Source organism: Frateuria soli (assembly GCF_021117385.1).
GTDB lineage: Bacteria > Pseudomonadota > Gammaproteobacteria > Xanthomonadales > Rhodanobacteraceae > Frateuria_A > Frateuria_A soli.
The window spans coordinates 2,787,139-2,807,500 of the sequence record NZ_CP088252.1 but is presented as its reverse complement, the minus strand read 5'-3'; the positions used below and the strand labels follow the sequence as shown (position 1 = coordinate 2,807,500).

The following is a 20,362-nucleotide window of genomic DNA, read 5'->3' as shown; positions in this document are numbered from 1 at the left end:
GCATAGACAGCCAGGAGGTTGGCTTAGAAGCAGCCACCCTTTAAAGAAAGCGTAATAGCTCACTGGTCGAGTCGGTCTGCGCGGAAGATTTAACGGGGCTAAGCACTACACCGAAGCTCGGGGTGCACAGCAATGTGCGCGGTAGAGGAGCGTTCCGTAAGCCTGTGAAGGTGGATCGAGAGGTCTGCTGGAGGTATCGGAAGTGCGAATGCTGACATGAGTAACGATAATGCGGGTGAAAAGCCCGCACGCCGAAAGCCCAAGGTTTCCTCGCGCAACGTTCATCGGCGCAGGGTGAGTCGGCCCCTAAGGCGAGGCAGAAATGCGTAGTCGATGGGAAGCAGGTTAATATTCCTGCACTTTTCTTAAGTGCGATGTGGGGACGGAGAAGGTTAGGTCTACCGGGCGTTGGTTGTCCCGGGGAAAGGCGGTAGGCGGTGATCTTAGGCAAATCCGGGATCACATACGCCGAGCACCGAGACGAGCCCTATTGGGCGAAGTGACTGAGACCACGCTTCCAGGAAAAGCCACTAAGCTTCAGCTTAAGAAAAACCGTACCGCAAACCGACACTGGTAGGCAGGGTGAGAATCCCAAGGCGCTTGAGAGAACTCGGGTGAAGGAACTAGGCAAAATGGCACCGTAACTTCGGGAGAAGGTGCGCCCATCGGGGTGGCTACATGCGTAGCTGAGCTCTGATGGGTCGCAGTAACCTGGCCGCTGCGACTGTTTATCAAAAACACAGCACTCTGCAAACACGAAAGTGGACGTATAGGGTGTGACGCCTGCCCGGTGCTGGAAGGTTAATTGATGGGGTCAGCCGCAAGGCGAAGCTCTTGATCGAAGCCCCAGTAAACGGCGGCCGTAACTATAACGGTCCTAAGGTAGCGAAATTCCTTGTCGGGTAAGTTCCGACCTGCACGAATGGCGTAACGACAGCGGCGCTGTCTCCACCCGAGACTCAGTGAAATTGAAATCGCTGTGAAGATGCAGCGTTCCCGCGGCAAGACGGAAAGACCCCGTGAACCTTTACTATAGCTTTACACTGAACGTTGAGTTCTTCTGTGTAGGATAGGTGGGAGGCTTTGAAGCGCAGACGCCAGTTTGCGTGGAGCCATCCTTGAAATACCACCCTGAAGTGCTTGACGTTCTAACCTAGGCCCGTAATCCGGGTCAGGGACCGTGTATGGTGGGTAGTTTGACTGGGGCGGTCTCCTCCCAAAGCGTAACGGAGGAGCACGAAGGTACGCTCAGCGCGGTCGGACATCGCGCACTGTGTGCAAAGGCATAAGCGTGCTTGACTGCAAGATCGACGGATCAAGCAGGTACGAAAGTAGGTCTTAGTGATCCGGTGGTTCTGTATGGAAGGGCCATCGCTCAACGGATAAAAGGTACTCCGGGGATAACAGGCTGATACCGCCCAAGAGTTCATATCGACGGCGGTGTTTGGCACCTCGATGTCGGCTCATCACATCCTGGGGCTGTAGCCGGTCCCAAGGGTATGGCTGTTCGCCATTTAAAGTGGTACGCGAGCTGGGTTCAGAACGTCGTGAGACAGTTCGGTCCCTATCTGTCGTGGGCGTTGGAGATTTGAGGGGGGCTGCTCCTAGTACGAGAGGACCGGAGTGGACGTTCCGCTGGTGTTCGGGTTGTCTCGCCAGAGGCATTGCCCGGTAGCTATGAACGGAAGTGATAACCGCTGAAAGCATCTAAGCGGGAAGCACGCCCCAAGATGAGATCTCCCGAGAGCTTGACTCTCCTTAAGGCACCATCAAGACCAGGTGGTTGATAGGCGCGATGTGGAAGTGCAGCAATGCATTGAGCTTACGCGTACTAATGCGCCGTGCGGCTTGACCATATAACCCCAAGACGCTTCGCGTATGCAGGTCCCTCTGCGACGAACCCGGCCATCCATGGCCGGACTCTTCAAAAGAGCCAGGACCCGCTTCGATGACGCATCCGGGTTCGACTAGATCCAAATCGCTTGTCACTCGTTTACCCCTTTTGAAGCCAGGCGCTCGACAAGCGCTGCTTCAACCCCTTCCCTGGCGGCCATAGCGCTGTGGTCCCACCCGATCCCATCCCGAACTCGGAAGTGAAACGCAGCCGCGCCGATGGTAGTGTGGCTTGTCCATGCAAGAGTAGGTCACCGCCAGGGGCTTTATCCAAAAACCCTCACCGATCCCGGTGGGGGCTTTTTCTTTGTGCCCGCGCGCACCACGCGGCGCCCTCGCCTCCGCAGGAGCCCCTCGGGCGCGACCCTCACACCCGTCGCCTCCACCCGCTCCGGCGTGGCCCCGTTTTTCCGGACGACGCCATGCACTGCAGGGGCTTAGCAGCACGCGACTGCCGGTGTTTGAGGCGCAGGAGTCAACCACCTGCGTGATCACCCGCCCCCTCGGCACGCTGGGTTCGGTCTCCCCGCATCCTGGCGCACTGGTATCGAGTCGCGAACGGGGTGCGCTCCGGCAGCATCCCGGCCGGACGTGGCGTGAGCGCTCCGTTTCCCACAGGGAGCCGCGCTGGGCTCGCACCGTTCGCCAGCGGGCCAGCGGCACGCTGGTACTCCAGGGTCTCGATGCCGGACAGTCAGTTGGCCTCGTGCAGACGCGTACTCCCCGCACGGTCGCAGGCCTCAGGCGCACTCGTCCTCTTTAGAGGCGCAACCGGGTGTGATCGCATGGCGGCGATGGAGCACCGCAAAGGCACGGACGAGCGCGATCCTGCACACGGCGTGCGTCTTACTAGTGGCCAAACGGTACGGGCAGGGCCGGCCCCCCCCGGCGCCAGCTGGACCTCTGCCTCCGCGGCGTCCGGCGGCGCAGCCGTGTCCGTCACTCCGATACCGCTAACTTCCTCCTGAAGGAGGGACGATGGAGCACGCGGACGCACGCTGGCTGGAGTGGTCGTTGCCGGCCCTGGCCTGGGTGGGCGGGAGCCTGGATGCGGTCAGCTACCTGTCGCTCGGGCACGTGTTCACCGCGAACATGACCGGCAACACCGTGTTGCTGGCGATGGCGCTGGGTTCGGCGAACATGGCGCGGGCGTTGCGCTCGACCTTGGCGGTACTCGGCTTCGTCATCGGCGTGGCATGCGGGACCGGCCTCCTGCGCAGGCAGGCGACCGGCTGGAGCATGCGGGTCAATCATGTCCTGTTACTGGAGGCCGCGCTGCTTGGCGTGGCCGTGCTGGCATTCGCCTGGTCTGGCAACGCCCCGCACCAGCCGTCATACGTGCATGGCCTGATCGTGCTGCTTGGCGCGGTGATGGGCATGCAAAGCGCCGCCGTGCGCCAGGTGCACCTTTCCGGCGTGTGGACCACATTCATCACCGGCACGCTGACCGAGTGGATCGCCGGCCTGGTCGAGCGGACGCCGCCGAAAGGACTGCCGCTCGTTCGCGTCCAGTCCTCGGTGTACGCTGCCTACGGCCTGGCTGCGGTGGTTACCGCCTGGTTGCAGCAGCGATGGATGCCCTGCGCGGTCGCGCTGCCGTGGCTGGTGTTGCTGGGCGTCGTGGCCGGCGGCGCGCGGCGAATGCGGCGCGCCGATGAGGTCAAAGAGCGTAGTCGAACTGCTCGCGGAACGCCTCGGCGAACTCGTCATAGGTGAAGCGCTGGTTCTGCGTGCCCGGGTGTTCGACCTTGAGCGCACCCATCAGCGACGCCATCCGACCGATCGTGTTCCAGTCGTAGCCGCGCATGATGCCGAAGATCAGGCCCGCTCGGTACGCATCGCCGCAACCGGTGGGATCGACGACCTGCCGCTCGCGGGCGGCGGGGATCTCGATCACCTTCCCGTCGGTGTGGATCAGCGAACCACGCGGGCCCAGCGTGACGATGTAGGCCTGCGTGCGGCTGGCGATCTCCTCGGCGCTCCAGCCGGTTCGCTGCTGCAGCAGTTGCGACTCGTAGTCGTTGACGATGACGTAGTTGGCCTTGCCGATCATCGAACGGAACTCGTCGCCGTTGAACAACGGCATCGCCTGGCCCGGATCGAAGATGAAAGGCACGCCGCGCGCCGCGAAGTCTTCGGTGTGCTGCAGCATGGCCTCGCGACCGTCCGGCGCCACGATGCCGAAGTCGGCGTCGGACACGTCACCCACGTGGTTGTGGTGCGAACTGGACATCGCGCCCGGGTGGAAGGCGGTGATCTGGTTGTTGTCCAGGTCGGTGGTAATGAAGCACTGCGGGGTGAACTGGTCTTCGAACACGCGCACGCCGTCCAGGCGGATGCCGCAGCGAATCATGTGTTCGCGATACGGGCCGAAGTCCTGCCCGACCGTGGCCATCGGCAGCGGATCGCCGCCCAGGAGCTTCAGGTTGTAGGCAATGTTGCCCGCGCAGCCGCCGAACTCGCGACGCATCTGCGGCACGAGGAAGGACACGTTAAGAATGTGGACCTTGTCCGGCAGGATGTGGTTCTTGAACTGGTCCGAGAACACCATGATGGTGTCGTAGGCCAGGGAACCGCAGATGACGGCTGACATGTTGGATCGAACCCCGGTGAGCGGCGCGGACGGTAATCGCCCGGCAAACCCTGCAATCGTAACGCGACCCTTCGCCCAAGGCGACAGTCGCTTGCCGGTCAAAGCGGCCGCCGAGCTCAGGAAATGCGCGCATCATCGCGTTCTACAAGGCTTTCTTAACTTCTTTGAGCTTGCGTGGGTAGGGGGTGCTCACTAGACTTGCACGATTACTTTTCTCTCTCCTGACGGCGCGCCAGGCCACATGTTCAAGAAGTTTCGCGGCATCTTTTCCAACGACATCTCCATCGACCTCGGCACCGCCAACACGCTGATCTACGTGCGCGGGCAGGGCATCATCCTGAACGAGCCGTCGGTGGTGGCGATCCGCCAGGATCGCGGCCCGGGCGGTCCGCGCGCGGTGGCCGCGGTGGGTGGCGACGCCAAGCGCATGCTCGGCCGCACGCCGGGCAACATCGCCACGGTGCGCCCGATGAAGGACGGCGTCATCGCCGACTTCACCATGACCGAAGCGATGTTGCAGCACTTCATCAAGCAGGTTCACAAGTCGCGCATGCTGCGTCCCAGCCCGCGCGTGCTGGTGTGCGTGCCGTGCGGCTCGACCCAGGTCGAGCGCCGCGCCATCAAGGAGTCGGCAGAGGGTGCCGGCGCCCGCGACGTGTTCCTGATCGAGGAGCCCATGGCCGCCGCGATCGGCGCCGGCATTCCGGTGCATGAGGCGCGCGGCGCGATGGTGCTGGACATCGGCGGCGGCACTTCCGAAGTGGCGGTGATCTCGCTCAACGGCATCGTCTACTCGCAGTCCGTGCGCGTGGGTGGTGACCGCTTCGACGAGGCGATCATCAACTACGTGCGCCGCAACCATGGCACGCTGATCGGCGAATCCACCGCCGAACGCATCAAGATCGAGATCGGCTGTGCGTTCCCGCAGAGCGAGGTCAAGGAAATCGAGATCTCCGGCCGCAACCTCGCCGAGGGCGTGCCGCGGATGTTCACGATCAACTCCAACGAAGTCCTGGAGGCGCTGCACGAGCCGCTGTCGGGCATCGTGGCGGCGGTCAAGTCCGCGCTGGAACAGACCCCTCCGGAGCTGTGCTCGGACGTGGCCGAGCGCGGCATCGTGCTGACCGGTGGCGGCGCCCTGCTGCGTGACCTGGATCGACTGATCTCCGAGGAGACCGGCCTGCACGTTCAGGTGGCCGACGACCCGCTCACGTGCGTGGCGCGCGGCGGCGGCAAGGCGCTGGAATTGATCGACCAGCACGGCAGCGATTTCTTCGCGCCGGAGTGAGGCATGGCACGGTCGCCGCGCCGCGGCGGCCGCGCTCGCGCAGGGGTGAGGCGAGGCATGTGGTCGACAGGGGGCTGAGGCCGGTGCGGCCTTTCATCCCCAACCTTCTCCAGCATGGAGCGCGGCCTGTTTGTTGTGCCGCGCCGGTGCCTTCTGCCACGCTTGGTGGCGACCGTCTGCGTCGCTCCTTCCTTTTCGGGTTCTCTTGATGGGCCAGGAATCCTCGCCCCTGTTCGCCGGCTCGACCGGCACCCTGCGGCTGATCGGCTACCTCGCGCTGGCGATGGTGCTGATGGTGCTCGACCATCGCAACGGCTGGATGTGGCGCATCCGCTATGGCGCCGCCGTGGCGGTCGAGCCGCTGTACCGCCTCGCCGGGCTGCCGGTGGAGGGCATGCGCACGCTGTCGGTGGCCTTCGCCGACCGCCAGCGGCTGACCGATCAGAACCAGCGCCTGCGCGAGGATCTGCTGCTGGCCAACGCCAAGCTCAATCGCATGGCCGCGGTGGCGCAGCAGAATCAGCATCTGAAGGAACTGCTCGACACCCAGCGCAGCCTGGAACTCAACGTGCAGCTGGCCCGCGTGGTCGGCGTCGACCTGGGCGCGTACCGCCATCGCCTGCTGCTCAATGTCGGCGCCCGCGACGGCGTCACGCAGGGTCAGCCGGTCATCGACGCGCACGGCGTGATGGGACAGGTCATCGAAACCCTGCCGACCACGTCGGTAGTGATGCTGATCACCGATCCGAACAACGCCTTGCCGGTGACCGTCGAGCGCACCGGGCTTCGCACCATTGCCTACGGTTCGCGCGAAGGCGACCGGCTGGTGCTGCCGACCATCCCGATGGCGGCCGACGTGCGCGAGGGCGACCGGTTGCTGACCTCCGGCCTGGGCGGTCGCTTCCCGCCCGGCTTCCCGGTCGGCGAGGTCATCCACGTGGCACCCGCCGCCACCGGCATGTTCCTGGAAGCACAGGCGCAACCCAGCGCCGACATCAGCCGCAGCGAGGACGTGCTGCTGCTGCATGACCAGGCCGAGCCGGTCGGGCCGCCCGAGCCGGTGCCGCCGATGGGGCCTCCGGCCGACCTCGCGCCTGCGGGAGCCGTTGACAGCACCGGGTCCGCGCCGCCGGCCGGGGGGCGGCCATGAACCGCCAGCGCCTGGCTCTCTGGTGGTTCATCGGCACGCTGGCGATCGCGCTGCTGGCGATGCTGGTGCCGCTTCCGGACGCGCTCGAGCCGTTCAAGCCCTACTGGCCGGCACTGGTCCTGCTGTACTGGTCGCTGGAATCGGGCGAGCGGGTGACGCTCGGCCTCGCCTTCGCGATGGGCCTGGCGGCGGACCTGCTCGATGGCGTGCTGTTGGGCGAACAGGCGCTGCGCCTGACCGCGCTGGTGTTCATCGCGCTGCGTTTCCGTTCGCGGTTGCGCTTCTTCCCGATGTGGCAGCAGACGCTGGCAGTGCTCGCCCTGCTGCTCAACGACCGCATCCTGCTGACCATCGTGCGCGTGTTCGCCGGCGATGCGCTGCCGCCGGCCAGCTGGTGGATCTCGCCATTCGTCGGTGCCGTGCTGTGGCCGTTCGTGTTCCTGTTTCTGGACGACCTGCGCATGCGCCTGCGCCTGCAATGAGATGAAGAGACGGCGTGCACTGAAGGATCCCCGCGGCGAGGCGGCGCTGTTCCAGCGCCGTTCGCTGGTCGGCTTCACCTTCATCGTGCTTGGCCTGCTCGCCTTGTCCGGACGCTTCTTCTACCTGCAGGTCATGCGCCACGACGAGTTCGTGACGCGCTCGGAGAACAACCGCGTCAAACCCAAGGTCATCCCGCCGGCACGTGGCCTGATCTACGACCGCAACGGCGTGCTGCTGGCCGACAACGTGCCGGCCTTCCGGCTGGAAGCGGTGCCCGAGCAGGTGCCGGACATGGACGCGATGCTCCGGCAGATCGGCGACGTGGTGCCGCTGGACGAGGACGATATCGCCGATTTCCGCAAGCGCCTGAAACAGAGTCGCCGCTTCGAAAGCGTGCCGTTGAAGATGCACCTGTCCGAGGACGACATCGCCCGCTTCGCGATCAACCGCTGGCGTTTCCCGGGCGTGGACGTGGTGCCCTACCTGACCCGCCACTACCCGTACGGCGAGTTGTTCGCGCACGTGATCGGCTACGTCGGCCGCATCGATGCGGACGACCTCAAGCGCCTGGACCCGGATCGCTACCAGGGAACCAGTCACGTCGGCCGCAGTGGTATCGAGCGTTCCTACGAGGACCTGCTGCACGGCACGCCCGGCTACGAACTGGTCGAGGTCAATGCCGACGGGCGCACCCAGCGCGTGCTTGAAACCCATGCGCCGGTCCCGGGCAAGAACCTGTACCTGTCCATCGACGTGCGCATCCAGAAAGCGGCGATGGCCGCGTTCGACGGCCGCGCCGGTTCGGCAGTGGCGATCGACCCGCGCAACGGCCAGGTGCTGGCGATGGTGAGCGTGCCCAGTTTCGATCCCAACCTGTTCGTCAATGGCATCAGCAGCGCCGATTACAAGGCGCTGACCACGGCCCCGGACAAGCCGCTCTACAACCGTGCGCTGCGCGGCGTATACCCGCCCGGCTCCACGGTCAAGCCGTTCCTGGCACTGGGCGGCCTGGCCTACGGCATCCGCAGGCCGGAGGACACGGTGCTGTCCACCGGCGAGTTCTGCCTGCCGGGCGCATCGCGCTGCTATCGCGACGACAAGCGCGGCGGCGATGGCGTGGTCGACATGGTCACGGCGATCGAGAAGTCGACCAATACCTACTTCTACAAGCTTGCGCTGGACCTGGGGATCGACCGCCTGAGCGACTGGATGGGCCGCTTCGGCTTCGGCAGGGAGACGGGCATCGACCTGGACGGCGAGGCGGACGGCATCCTGCCCTCGCGCGACTGGAAGATGGAACATTCGCGCCAGCCCTGGTACCCGGGCGAAACCATCATCGCGGGCATCGGCCAGGGGTACTGGGCGGTGACCCCGTTGCAGCTGGCGCACGCGGTGTCGATCCTGGCCGGCAAGGGCATCCCGCGCGCGCCAAGGCTGGTGATGGCCACCCAGAACGGTGTCGATGCGCCCAAGGTGCCGATTCCCAATCCGCCGACCGGGCCGTCGCTGGTCAGCGATCCGGCGCATCTGGACGTGATCAAGCGGGGCATGGAGGCGGTGGTGGCGAGCGGCACCGGAAAAAAGCAGTTCATCGGCTTTCCGCTGGTGGTCGCCGGCAAGAGCGGCACCGCCGAGCGCTTCTCCCGTACCACCTCGGCCTACGACACCAACAAGAACACCGCCTACCTGGCCGCCCGCCATCGCGCCTGGTTCGAGGCGTTCGCGCCGGCAGACGATCCCAGAATCTCGGTGGTTGCCCTGCTCGAGGCGGGCGCCTGGGGCGCCGAAGCGGCGGGCCCGATCGTGCGCACGGTGATGGAGTCGTGGCTGGCCACCCAGGGTGACGCACCGGCCAGCGCGCAACCGCCCGCACCGGCGCCCACCGTGCCGGACACGCCCGAAGACCTGCCGGTGCCGGCCGACGGTGGAGGCGCGCCATGATCGGTACGGTTTACGCACGCATGCGCCGCTTCCTGCGCCGGATCATGACCCGGCCGCGGATCGACCTGCCGCTGGCCACGGGGCTGTTCCTGCTGGCCATGGTAGGGCTGGTCACCCTGTACAGCGCCGGTGGCGGCGACCTGGGCCTGGTCGGTGGCCAGGCGGCGCGCTTCGTGCTCGGCGCCGCGCTGCTGCTGCTGATCTCGCGCATCGCGCCGACGGTGTTGCGCAGCTGGACGCCCTGGCTCTATGCCGGCAGCACCGCGCTGCTGGTGCTGGTGGCGATCCTGGGCGAGGGTCGCGGCGCCTACCGGTGGCTGGACCTCGGCTTCATGCGCTTCCAGCCCTCCGAGCTGCTCAAGCTGACCATGCCGATGATGGTCGCCTGGTACCTGCACCCGCGCCAGTTGCCGCCGAGCTGGAAGGACATGGCGGTGGTGGGAATCCTGATCGCCATCCCCGCCGGCCTGATCGCCGAGCAGCCGGACCTGGGCACGGCGTTGCTGGTCACCGGTGCCGGCGCCTTCGCGTTGTTCCTGGCTGGCGTGGCGTGGTGGCGGATCGGGCTGCTGGCCGGCATCGCCGCGGCGATGGTGCCGATCGGCTGGCATTTCATGCACCAGTACCAGCGCGACCGCGTGCTGACCCTGCTCAATCCCGAGGCCGATCCGCTGGGCAACGGCTGGCACATCATCCAGTCGCAGATCGCGGTGGGTTCCGGCGGCATCTTCGGCAAGGGCTGGATGCACGGCACGCAGTCGCGGCTGGACTTCCTGCCCGAGCACACTACCGACTTCATCTTCGCGGTGTTCTCCGAGGAGTTCGGCCTGGTCGGCGTGGTGGCGCTGCTGGCGCTGTACGCCTTCATCATCGGACGCTGCCTGTGGATCGCGATGGAGGCGCGCGATACCTATTCGCGCCTGCTTGCCGGCGCGATCGGGATGAGCTTCTTCGTCTACGTGTTCGTCAACGGCGGCATGATCGCCGGCATGCTGCCGGTGGTCGGCGTGCCGCTGCCGTTCGTGAGCTACGGCGGCACCTCGGCAGTCAGCCTGCTGAGCGGATTCGGCGTGCTGATGTCGATCCACGCCAACCGCAAGATGCATGACTGAGCGGCGCCAGCCTGTCGCGCCGGATGCGCCCCGGATCGCCCGTGCACGCGTGTTAGGCTTGGGTGCGATGTCGATCCGCGCGGTGTTCCCCATGTCCCTTTTCCGCTCGTGCCGCCTGCCCGGCGTGCTCGCTGCCCTCCTGCTGGCCATCGCGCCGGTGCATGCCCAGAAGACCGTCCACCCCGGCCAGGCCGAACTGGTGCGCGAGGTGGCCCGCGACACCGGCAAGGATCCGGCCCGGTTGAACGCGTTGCTGAGCGGCGCCCAAATGCAGCAATCCATCATCGACGCGATGAACCGCCCGGCCGAAGCCAAGCCGTGGAAGGATTACCGGCCGATCTTCATCACGCCCAAGCGGATCGATGAAGGCGTGGCGTTCTATCGCGAGCATAGAGAACTGATCGAGCGCATTGCCGACAAATATGGCGTGGCGCCCGAATACCTGGTCGCCATCCTCGGCGTGGAAACCTTCTACGGTCGCAACACCGGCAAGTACAAGGTGCTCGACGCGCTGGTGACGCTGGGTCTGTATTACCCGCCGCGCGCGGAGTTCTTCCGCGAGCAGCTCAAGGTGCTGCTGGAGCTTCCGGCCGACCACCTGGCCGGCCCGCTGGACACGCTCACCGGCTCCTATGCCGGTGCGCAGGGCTGGGGCCAGTTCATGCCCTCGAGCATCCGCGACTTCGGCGTGGACGGCGACCACGACGGCCACATCGACATGCTCGGCTCGCTGCCGGACATCCTGGCCAGCGTCGCCAACTACTTCGTCGGCCACGGCTGGGAGCGTGGCGGCCCGGTGGCGGCGCGGGCGCAGCCGGATACGGCGCCGCGTCCGCTGGAGGTGCCCGACGCGAAGCCGCGCTGGCCGCTGGAGCAGCTGGAAGCCTGGGGCTATGCCCCCGTCGAGGCGCTTGATCCGGGCCGGCCGACCAGCCTGCAGGTGCTCGAGGGCGGCAACGGACCGGAGTACTGGTTCACCTTCCAGAACTTCTACGTGATCACCCGCTACAACAAGAGCCCGCTTTACGCCCTGGCGGTGCACCAGTTGGCACAGGGCATCGCCGCCGGCGTGCGCTCGGCGGACGCCGTGCCATGAACTGGCGCGCGGGCGTCCTGGTGATACTCACCCTGGCGCTGGCCGGTTGCGGTGGCTCGCGTCCGCGTCCCTCGCACGGCGGCAAGGCCGTGGGGCCGCACGCCGAAGGCGGCCAGGGCGGCGTCCGCGACGACATCAGCCGGCCGCAGTCGAGCCGTTACCGCGACAGCAGCGACAGCGTCCCGCCCCCGATCGACGTCAGCACGATTCCCGAGCCGGTGCCGAAGGTCGAGCCGCGCTCGCTGTACGGCAACAAGTCGCCCTACACCGTGCTCGGCAAGACCTACCGGGTGCTGCCCAGCGCGCGCGGCTACGACGAGCGCGGCATCGCCTCGTTCTACGGCGCCAAGTTCCACGGCTACAAGACCTCCAGCCTGGAGAACTACGACATGTATGCGTTCAGCGCGGCGCACAAGACGCTGCCGCTGCCGAGCTATGCGCGCGTGACCAATCTCCAGAACGGCAAGAGCGTGATCGTGCGCATCAACGATCGCGGCCCGTTCCACGAGAACCGGCTGATCGACCTGTCCTATGCCGCCGCCGTGAAGATCGGCGTCTGGCCCAAGGGCACCGGGCTGGTCGAGGTGCGCGCGATCGACCCGGCCCATCCGGACGACGATGCGGCGCCCGTGGAACTGACGAGCCAGCCGGCGGTCCCACCGGGTAGCGCCCACGCGGCGATCTGGCTGCAGGTGGGCGCGTTCGCGGATCTGGCCAACGCCGACCGCGTGGCCACCCGGCTCCGTTCGGCCAGGCTGGCGCCGGTACAGGTGACCGACGTGGAGGTCGACGGGCGTGACATTCGCCGCGTGCGGGTGGGTCCGCTGGACGACGTCGACCAGGCCGACCGCGTGACCGACCAGATCGAACGGCTCGGCCTTCCCCGACCACGGGTCGCGGTAGACTGAGCGATGGATTTTCCGGCGCTGGCGCGCGGGGTGCCAGCCACGGCCACAACCCTTACACAGGATCGATACCGACGATGAGCTTTTTCCGCCGTACCCTGACCACCTTTGCCGCCGCCGCGCTGGTCGTTGGCGCCGCGTTCGCGCAGCAGACGCCGCCGAAGCCTTCGCCGGTGCCGCGCCCGACCGTGCCGGAGGCGCCGGTGCCGCCGCCGCCGGACGTGGACGGCAAGGCCTGGGTGCTGATGGATTACGCGACCGGGCAGATCCTGGCCAGCAAGAACCCGGACGAACGCGTCGAGCCGGCCTCGATCACCAAGATCATGACCGACTACGTGGTCTCGGCGGAGCTCGCCAACGGCAAGATCAAGATGACCGATCCGGTCACCATCAGCGAGCACGCCTGGCGCGGTGGCGGCGCGGGCACCGACGGCTCGACCAGCTTCCTCAAGCTCAACAGCCAGGTCCCGCTGAAGGACTTGCTGTACGGCATGATCATCCAGTCCGGCAACGACGCGGCGATCGCGCTGGCCGAGCACACCGCCGGCTCCGAGGGCGCTTTTGCGAACCTAATGAACGCCTACGCCAAGCAGCTGGGCATGACCGGTTCGCACTTCGAGAACGCCTCCGGCTACCCGATCGAGAACCACTACACCACCGCGCGCGACATCGCGATCCTCTCCCGTGCGCTGATCCATGATTTCCCGGAGGACTACGCGATCTCCGCGATCAAGCAGTTCGAGTGGAACGGCATCAAGCAGGGCAACCGCAACACCTTGCTGTGGCGCGATCCCAGCGTGGACGGCATCAAGACCGGCCATACCGCCGCGGCCGGCTACTGCCTGGCCGCCTCGGCCAAGCAGGGCGACTCGCGCATGATCGCCATCGTGATGGGCGCCAGCTCCGAGAAGGCGCGTGCCGATTCGGCGATGGCCCTGCTCAACTACGGCTTCCGGTTCTACGAGACCCACAAGCTGTACGACGCCGGCAAGCCGCTGGCCACGCCGAAGCTGTGGAAGGGCGAGGCCGACAAGCTGCCGATCGGCATCGCCCAGCCGCTGGACGTGACCGTCAAGCGCGGCCAGTACGACAAGCTCAAGGCCACCATGGACATCCCCGCCACGCTGGTCGCCCCGTTCAAGAAGGGCCAGCAGGTGGGCACCCTGCGCGTCACGCTGGACGGCAAGCCGCTGCAGTCGATGCCGCTGGTGGCCCTGAACGACGCCCCGCAGGGCGGCTTCTTCAAGCGCCTGTGGGATTCCATCCTGCTGTGGTTCCACGGCGACAAGAAGGACGACGCTCAAGCCACGGCCCCTGCCGCGGACGCCAAGTGATGCACGAGATCGACTTCAGCCAGGCGAAGAAGGAAGGCAAGGGCTTCCGGTTTCCCGGTGAGTTCGAGATCACCGCGCTCGGCGACGCCAGCGCGGACCTGCCCAGGCGGGTGCCGCGGATTCTCGAGGGCGAGGGTCTGCACGTACTGCACGAGACGGTCAGCCACCGCGCCTCGCGCGAGGGCAAGTTCGTCTCGGTGACGGTGAGTTTCCGTTGCGACAACCGCGAGCAGTACGACGGCGCGCACGCGGCGCTGCGGGCCGATCCGGCGATCCGCTACACGCTCTGAAAGCCCCCTCTCCCCCGGCGCAGCCGGGGGAGAGGGGCGGGGAGAGGGGGAGGCCTTTCGCTCCGGCCTCCCCGGCCACCTCCCCCGCGAGCCCCGCCCCTCACCCAAACCCTCTCCCCGGAGGGGAGAGGGCTTCAAGGCGGGGCCGCTTGCAATCCTTACCCGCGCGCCTCATCTGCTCACCATTTCCCCGGTAGCGCCCCATGCCCCCCCACTCCCGCCCGCTCCTCATCCGCCGCCTCGGCCGCCAGCCCTACGAGCGCACCTGGAAGGCGATGAGCGCCTTCACCGACGCGCGCGGCCCGGACACCCCCGACGAGCTGTGGCTGCTCGAGCACGACCCGGTGTTCACCCTGGGCCAGGCCGGCAAGATGGAGCACGTGCTGGCGCCCGGCGACATCCCGCTGATCCCGGTCGACCGCGGCGGCCAGGTGACCTACCACGGGCCGGGCCAGATCGTCGGCTACCCGCTGGTCGACCTGCGCCGCACCGGCGTGGGCGTGCGCGAGCTGGTCCATCGCATCGAGCAGGCGCTGATCGATACGCTCGCGCACTGGTCGATCGACGCCGCGCGGATGGAAGGCGCCCCGGGCGTCTACGTGGCCGGCGCCAAGGTGGCCGCCCTGGGCCTGCGCGTGCGCCGGGGCTGCAGCTTCCACGGACTGGCCTTCAACGTGGCCATGGACCTGGAGCCCTTCGGCCGCATCAACCCCTGTGGCTACAAGGGTTTGGCTGTCACGCAAGTGCTAGACTTGGGCGGCCCGTCGCAGTTGGCGCAAGTCGAGGACGTGCTGGTGGAGCAATTCTGCCGCCAGTTCGGCTTCCACGCGGTGCCGGCCGCTCCCGTCCTCCCCGAACTCCCCGCGCGCGCCGCGGTCTAGGCAGTCGCAGATGAGCGAAATTTCCTCCAGGGTGATCCCGATCAGCGTCGTCGATGCCCCCGAAAAACAGCTGGGCAACGACAAGATTGCCCGCAACCGTGCCGCGTTCGACACCAGCGTGCCGACCCTGCGCAAGCCCTCGTGGATCCGCGTGCGGCTGCCGCAGGGCAATGCGGTGCAGGAACTGAAGGCGCGCCTGCGCGAGAACGCCCTGGTGACGGTGTGCGAGGAGGCCTCCTGCCCGAACATCCACGAGTGCTTCTCCCGCGGCACCGCCACCTTCATGATCCTGGGCGAGGTATGCACGCGGCGCTGCTCGTTCTGCGACGTCGCCCACGGGCGCCCGCAACCGCCCGATCCGCTGGAGCCGGCGCGCCTGGCGCAGACGATCGCCGACATGCGCCTGAAGTACGTGGTGATCACCTCGGTCGACCGCGACGACCTGCGCGACGGCGGCGCCGAACACTTCGCCAGCTGCATCCGTGCCGTGCGGCACGCCAGCCCGGACATCAGGATCGAGATCCTCACCCCCGACTTCCGCGGCAAGGGGCGCATGGAACGGGCGCTCGAGGTGCTCCAGGCCTTCCCGCCGGACGTCTTCAACCACAACCTCGAAACCGTCCCGCACCTGTACCGCGAAGTGCGTCCGGGCGCCGACTACCAGTGGTCGCTGGACCTGCTCAAGCGCTTCAAGGCGCAGCACCCCGAGATCCCGACCAAGTCCGGCATCATGCTGGGCCTGGGCGAGACGTTCGACCAGGTGGTCGAGACGCTGCGCGATCTACGTGCCCATGACGTGGAAATGATCACCATCGGCCAGTATCTGCAGCCCACGCCGCACCACCACCCGGTCGTGCGCTACTGGACCCCCGACGAGTTCGACGCGCTGCGCGAGGCCGGCGAGGCGATGGGTTTCCACCACGTCGCGTCCGGCCCGCTGGTGCGTTCCTCCTACCATGCCGACCTGCAGGCCCATGCAGCCGGCGTCACCGAAGTCGCCTGAGATCCCCATGACCCTGCGCCCCACGCTCGTCCTGCTGCTCGCCCTGGTCCTGCCGGCCGCCCATGCCCAAGCGCAGGCGCCCGCCGCGCAGGGCGAGGAGGCCCACAAGGCTTCCACGCTGCCGCTGAAGGCCACGCCCACCCAGGCCGACGCCGCGCAGCTGTCCGCGCGCTTCCTGACGCGCTTCCATTACGACGCCAAGCCGCTCGACGACGTCATGTCGGCCAAGATCTACAAGGCCTACTTCGACATGCTCGACGGCGAGAAGGTGTTCTTCACCCAGGCCGACATGGCCCGCTTCGAGCCGCTGAAGACCAAGCTCGACGACGCCATCTGGAACAAGGACCTGTCCGGCCCGTTCAGCGTGTTCAACCTGTACGTGCGCCGCGCCATCGACCGCATGAACTATGCGCGCGGCCTGCTCAAGCAGGGCTTCGACCTGACCAGGGAAGAAAGCTACACCTACGACCGCGAGCACGCCGCCTGGCCGATCGACCAGCACGCGCTGGACGACCTGTGGCGCAAGCGCACCAAGAACGACTGGCTGCGCCTGAAGCTCGCCGGCAAGAGCGACGCGGACATCCGCAAGACGCTGGACAAGCGCTACGCCGGCTACATCGACCGCGTGAAGCAGCTCGACGGCGAGGACGCGTTCCAGACCTTCATGAACGCCTACGCCGAAACCACTGATCCGCACACCGACTACCTCGGTCCGCGCGCCGCGGAAAACTTCGACATCGCCATGAAGCTCTCGCTGGAGGGCATCGGCGCGGTGCTGCAGGCGCGCGACGAGTACACGCAGATCCGCGAGGTCGTCCCCGGTGGCCCGGCCGACAAGTCCGGCAAGGTGCAGGTGGGCGACCGCATCGTGGCGATCGGGCAGGGCACCGAGGGCCCGATGGTCGACGTGATCGGCTGGCGGCTGGACGACGTGGTCGACAAGATCCGCGGCAAGAAGGACACCACCGTGCGGCTGGAGATCCTGCCGGCCGACGCCGGCCTGGACGGCAAGCACGAGCTGGTCACGCTGGTGCGCAAGAAGGTCAGCATCGAGGAGCAGGCCGCCAAGAAGAAGATCATCGAGGTCAAGGACGGAAACGCCACCCGCAAGATCGGCGTGATCGACCTGCCCACGTTCTATTCCGACTTCGGCGCGCGCCGCGAGGGCGACAAGGATTACAAGAGCGCCACCCGCGACGTTGCCAAGCTGCTCGGCGAGCTCAAGGCCGCCGGCGTGCAGGGCGTGGTGATCGACCTGCGCAACAACGGCGGCGGTTCGCTGGCCGAGGCCAACGAGCTGACCGGCCTGTTCATCGACCAGGGGCCCGTGGTGCAGGTGCGTGACGCGCGCGGCCAGGTCGAGGTGCAGGGCGACGACGAGGCCGGCCTGGCCTGGAGCGGCCCGATGGCGGTGCTGGTCAACCGTGGCTCCGCGTCCGCCTCGGAAATCTTCTCCGCTGCGATCCAGGATTACGGCCGCGGGCTGATCATCGGCGAACCGACCTTCGGCAAGGGCACCGTGCAGAACCTGGTGGACCTCGACCGCTTCGCCCAGGGCGCCGGCGAGAAGCCGCAGTTCGGCGAGCTCAAGATGACGATCGCCGAGTTCTTCCGCATCAACGGCGGCTCGACCCAGTTGAAGGGCGTCACGCCGGACATCCTGTTCCCGAAGAACGGCGACGAGAAGGACTTCGGCGAGTCGACCTATGACAATGCGCTGCCGTGGACGCAGATCCAGAAGGCGCCCTACAGCCAGGTCGCCGACCTGACCGCCTACCTGCCGCAGCTGAAAGGCAAGCATTACGCGCGCGTGGCCAAGTCGCCCGCCTGGCAGCTGATGCTCGACGAGCTGGCGCAGTACAGGAAGATGCGCGACCAGACCACGGTGTCGCTCAACCTTGCCGAACGCCAGGCCGAGCGCAAGCGCCAGGATGCGATCCAGGCCGACTTCCGCGCCCGCCACAAGGCGATCGACGGCACCGACGGCAGCCTGGCGGATGAGGAAACTCCGCTGGACGACGGCCTCAACGCGAACGAACGCAGCCTCAAGGCCGAGCTCAAGCAGGAGAAGGAAGCCAAGAACGCGAAGGATCCGCAGCTGCAGGAAACGGCGCACATCCTGTTCGACGCGATCGGGATGATCAGGAACGATCCCAAGCTGGCGGCCGAGGTCCTCCCCTACGGCGGCAAGTTCTCCACCGCAGCGGTGTTGCCGCCGGAGAAACCGGCCACGCAGCCGCACTGAGTAACGAAAAAGCCCGGCCTGGCCGGGCTTTTTCTTGTTCACGGGAATCGATCCGCGGGGTTGGCACCGGCCGCTCCGCCCGAACCCTCAACCACCTCCCGGCAACCCTCTCCCGGAGGGAAACGGCGTGCCGGAAGTCGTCGGGCAGGAGCCTCTCTCCGTCCGGGAGAGGAGTTGGGTAGGGAACTCGAGCGAAGCCTGATATCCCTCCGGACCCGCCACCCATACGCCTTTGAGGCAAGCACGAAAGCCGTTCCCCCGGGCTTGGCGAAGCGAGGTCGAAGCGCCGCCACGCCTCACCCGCCAGACGACCTCAGTTTTTCTGCGCGGCCTTTTCCTTCGCCTTCTTGTCCGCCTTCTGCGCCTTCTCCCACGCCTGGAACGCCTCCACGTGCGGCATCTCGCGCAGCACCTTCGAGCGGGGGTCGACGATCATCAGGCTTCCCTCCGGGACCTTGAGTTCGCCGGTGCCGCCGGCCATCGCCAGCGTGTGCACGGTGTCGCCCACCTGCACGTCCAGCGGCATCGGGAATGGCTCGCCATGAGCGGTCACCCAGCGGAACTGCAACATGTCCCCGCGCCGGTTCGTCTCCAGCCTCGGCAGCTTCGCGTCATACAGGTACACGTCGAAGAACCACTTCAGATCCTTGCCGGTCACCTGGTCGACGATGCCGATGTATTCCTTCGTGGTCGCATAGCGCGGCCTGAAGTTGCCCGGTTCCGGGTCCGGCCGTCCGTAGACCAGTCGCCGCACGCTCTCGAAGAAGGCGTCGTCGCCGATCAGCTCGCGCAACGTGTGCAGCACCAGCGAACCCTTGTAGTAGATGTCCAGGCCCGGCCCGGTCTTCCCGTCGTACACCTCTTCCTCGGTCCTGGGCTGGCCGGAAACGATCGGCGAGGTGTTGGAGAGCTTCATCCGTTCCTCGTGGAGCATCGAGAAATACGGCATGTCGCCATGCAGATACTGCCCGTACAGCGGCTGCATGTAGGTGCCGAAGCCCTCGTGCAGCCACATGTCGTCCCAGTTGCGGTTGGTCACCTGGTTGCCGAACCACTCGTGCGCGAACTCGTGCTGCAGCAGCCAGTCGAAACCGTACGCGCTCTTGGGGTAGCCGTTGCCGTAGGCGTTGAGGGTCTGGTGTTCCATCCCCAGGTGCGGCGTCTCGACCACGCCCATCTTCTCGTCGCCGAACGGGTAGGGGCCGATCTGCTGTTCGAAGAAGTCGAGCATGCGCGGGAACTCGGCGAACAACGCCCTGGCGTCCGCCTCGTGCCCGCGCAGATACCAGAGCTCCATCGGGATGGTGTTGCCGTAGCGGCTCTTGTAGTCGCCCCTGAGTTCCTCGAACGGCCCCACGTTGAGGGTGATCGCGTAGGTGTCCGGCTGCTTGATGCGCCAGTGCCAGGTGCGCGTGGCGCCGTTGTCCCTGATCTCGACCAGCACCCCGTTGCCCGGCGCGGCGAGCGCCTTGGGCACGGTCACGTAGGTGTCGACCAGGTCCGGCTCGCCCGTGGGCTGGTCGATGCACGGCCAGAACAGGTCGCAGCCCTCGCCCTCGACGGCACTGGCGACCCACGGTTGGCCGTCCTTGGTATGGCTCCATACGAAGCCGCCGTCCCACGGCGCGCGCTTGGCGACGTGCGGCTTGCCGCCGTAGACGATGGTGGTGCTGACGCTGTCGTCCTTGCCCAGCGGCTGCGCCAGGCGGATGCGCAAGCGACCGTCCGGGTTGCTCCAGGCGTCCCTGGCCAGCGGCTTGCCGTCGACGGCCACGCTGCGGATCGGCAGGTTCCTGTCCAGGTCCAGCAGCAGCACATCGGTCGGCTCGCGGGCGGTGAAGCGCAGCGTCGCCTCGCCATCGAGATGGCGCCTGGCCGGATCGATGGCGAAGTGCAGTTCCGCGTGGTCGAAGTGCAGGCGCGCCTGCTCGGCCGGCATTGCGCCGCCGGAGTTCCTGGTTTGCGCGGTGAGCTTGGGCTGTTCGGTGGTGGACGCGTGTGCGCCGGCGGCGAGGCCGAGCGTGATGCCAAGCGCCAGCAGGGACAGGCGGGGATGCATGGGCGGCTCCTTGGGGGGTTCCATCGACGAGCATGCCGCGTGCGCGGCTGCCGCGAGTAGGCCAGAAGTCACGCCGCGCCGCGGACTGC

The 20,362-nt window shown here is 66.8% G+C and carries 15 protein-coding genes and 2 rRNA genes (1 of these 17 cut by a window edge); 15 read left to right on the top strand and 2 right to left on the bottom strand.

Annotated elements, in window-relative coordinates; translation table 11 throughout:
* The 3 genes from LQ771_RS12940 to LQ771_RS12930 form a co-directional block, all read left to right on the top strand.
* Positions 1 to 1,856 (top strand): 23S ribosomal RNA (locus tag LQ771_RS12940); it begins 1,022 nt to the left of the window's first position.
* Positions 1,857 to 2,042: 186 nt separating this feature from the next.
* Positions 2,043 to 2,156, top strand: a 5S ribosomal RNA gene (gene rrf, locus LQ771_RS12935).
* Between the two features lie 715 nt (positions 2,157 to 2,871).
* Positions 2,872 to 3,609, top strand: coding sequence for a YoaK family protein (locus LQ771_RS12930; RefSeq protein WP_231349818.1), 738 nt, complete (start codon positions 2,872 to 2,874; stop codon positions 3,607 to 3,609).
* On the opposite strand, the gene LQ771_RS12925 is transcribed toward LQ771_RS12930, so the two are convergent.
* Positions 3,554 to 4,486, bottom strand: coding sequence for a carbohydrate kinase family protein (locus LQ771_RS12925; protein ID WP_231349817.1), 933 nt, complete (start codon positions 4,484 to 4,486; stop codon positions 3,554 to 3,556). The two genes, LQ771_RS12930 and LQ771_RS12925, sit on opposite strands and share 56 nt — an antisense overlap.
* A 241-nt stretch (positions 4,487 to 4,727) precedes the next feature.
* Between LQ771_RS12925 and LQ771_RS12920 the strand changes: the two genes are divergently transcribed.
* The 12 genes from LQ771_RS12920 to LQ771_RS12865 all read left to right on the top strand — a co-directional run bounded on the left by LQ771_RS12920 (position 4,728) and on the right by LQ771_RS12865 (position 18,214).
* Positions 4,728 to 5,774: a rod shape-determining protein gene (locus tag LQ771_RS12920; RefSeq protein WP_209615758.1), complete on the top strand. Its 1,047-nt coding sequence runs from the start codon at positions 4,728 to 4,730 to the stop codon at positions 5,772 to 5,774.
* Between the two features lie 208 nt (positions 5,775 to 5,982).
* Positions 5,983 to 6,924: a rod shape-determining protein MreC gene (gene mreC, locus LQ771_RS12915; protein WP_231349816.1), complete on the top strand. Its 942-nt coding sequence runs from the start codon at positions 5,983 to 5,985 to the stop codon at positions 6,922 to 6,924.
* Positions 6,921 to 7,406, top strand: coding sequence for a rod shape-determining protein MreD (gene mreD / locus LQ771_RS12910; protein ID WP_231349815.1), 486 nt, complete (start codon positions 6,921 to 6,923; stop codon positions 7,404 to 7,406). Before mreC ends, mreD begins: the two co-directional genes overlap by 4 nt.
* 1 nt (position 7,407) lies before the next feature.
* On the top strand, positions 7,408 to 9,348 hold the full coding sequence (gene mrdA, locus LQ771_RS12905) for a penicillin-binding protein 2 (protein WP_231349814.1): 1,941 nt from the start codon (positions 7,408 to 7,410) through the stop codon (positions 9,346 to 9,348).
* On the top strand, positions 9,345 to 10,460 hold the full coding sequence (gene rodA / locus LQ771_RS12900) for a rod shape-determining protein RodA (RefSeq protein ID WP_231349813.1): 1,116 nt from the start codon (positions 9,345 to 9,347) through the stop codon (positions 10,458 to 10,460). The genes mrdA and rodA overlap by 4 nt, the downstream gene beginning before the upstream one ends.
* A gap of 91 nt (positions 10,461 to 10,551) precedes the next feature.
* Positions 10,552 to 11,556, top strand: a complete 1,005-nt coding sequence (gene mltB, locus LQ771_RS12895; RefSeq protein WP_231349812.1) for a lytic murein transglycosylase B — start codon at positions 10,552 to 10,554, stop codon at positions 11,554 to 11,556.
* A complete protein-coding gene (locus tag LQ771_RS12890; RefSeq protein WP_231349811.1) occupies positions 11,553 to 12,464 on the top strand; it encodes a septal ring lytic transglycosylase RlpA family protein in 912 nt (303 codons plus the stop codon). The genes mltB and LQ771_RS12890 overlap by 4 nt, the downstream gene beginning before the upstream one ends.
* A 74-nt stretch (positions 12,465 to 12,538) precedes the next feature.
* Entirely contained in the window at positions 12,539 to 13,795 is a 1,257-nt protein-coding gene (locus tag LQ771_RS12885; RefSeq protein WP_231349810.1) for a D-alanyl-D-alanine carboxypeptidase family protein, read from the top strand.
* Complete coding sequence (locus LQ771_RS12880; protein WP_231349809.1) at positions 13,795 to 14,085, top strand: YbeD family protein; 291 nt, start codon at positions 13,795 to 13,797, stop codon at positions 14,083 to 14,085. The genes LQ771_RS12885 and LQ771_RS12880 overlap by 1 nt, the downstream gene beginning before the upstream one ends.
* Positions 14,086 to 14,288: 203 nt before the next feature.
* Positions 14,289 to 14,966 carry a lipoyl(octanoyl) transferase LipB gene (lipB, locus tag LQ771_RS12875; RefSeq protein WP_255674171.1) on the top strand — a complete coding sequence of 226 codons (678 nt, stop codon included), beginning with the start codon at positions 14,289 to 14,291 and terminating at the stop codon, positions 14,964 to 14,966.
* 10 nt (positions 14,967 to 14,976) lie between these two features.
* Positions 14,977 to 15,969, top strand: a complete 993-nt coding sequence (gene lipA, locus LQ771_RS12870; protein ID WP_231349808.1) for a lipoyl synthase — start codon at positions 14,977 to 14,979, stop codon at positions 15,967 to 15,969.
* Positions 15,970 to 15,976: 7 nt separating this feature from the next.
* A complete protein-coding gene (locus LQ771_RS12865) occupies positions 15,977 to 18,214 on the top strand; it encodes a carboxy terminal-processing peptidase (protein WP_231349807.1) in 2,238 nt (745 codons plus the stop codon).
* Positions 18,215 to 18,527: 313 nt separating this feature from the next.
* Here LQ771_RS12865 and LQ771_RS12860 read toward each other — a convergent pair whose 3' ends face one another.
* Positions 18,528 to 20,273: a M1 family metallopeptidase gene (locus LQ771_RS12860; protein WP_231349806.1), complete on the bottom strand. Its 1,746-nt coding sequence runs from the start codon at positions 20,271 to 20,273 to the stop codon at positions 18,528 to 18,530.
* Positions 20,274 to 20,362 lie beyond the last annotated feature (89 nt).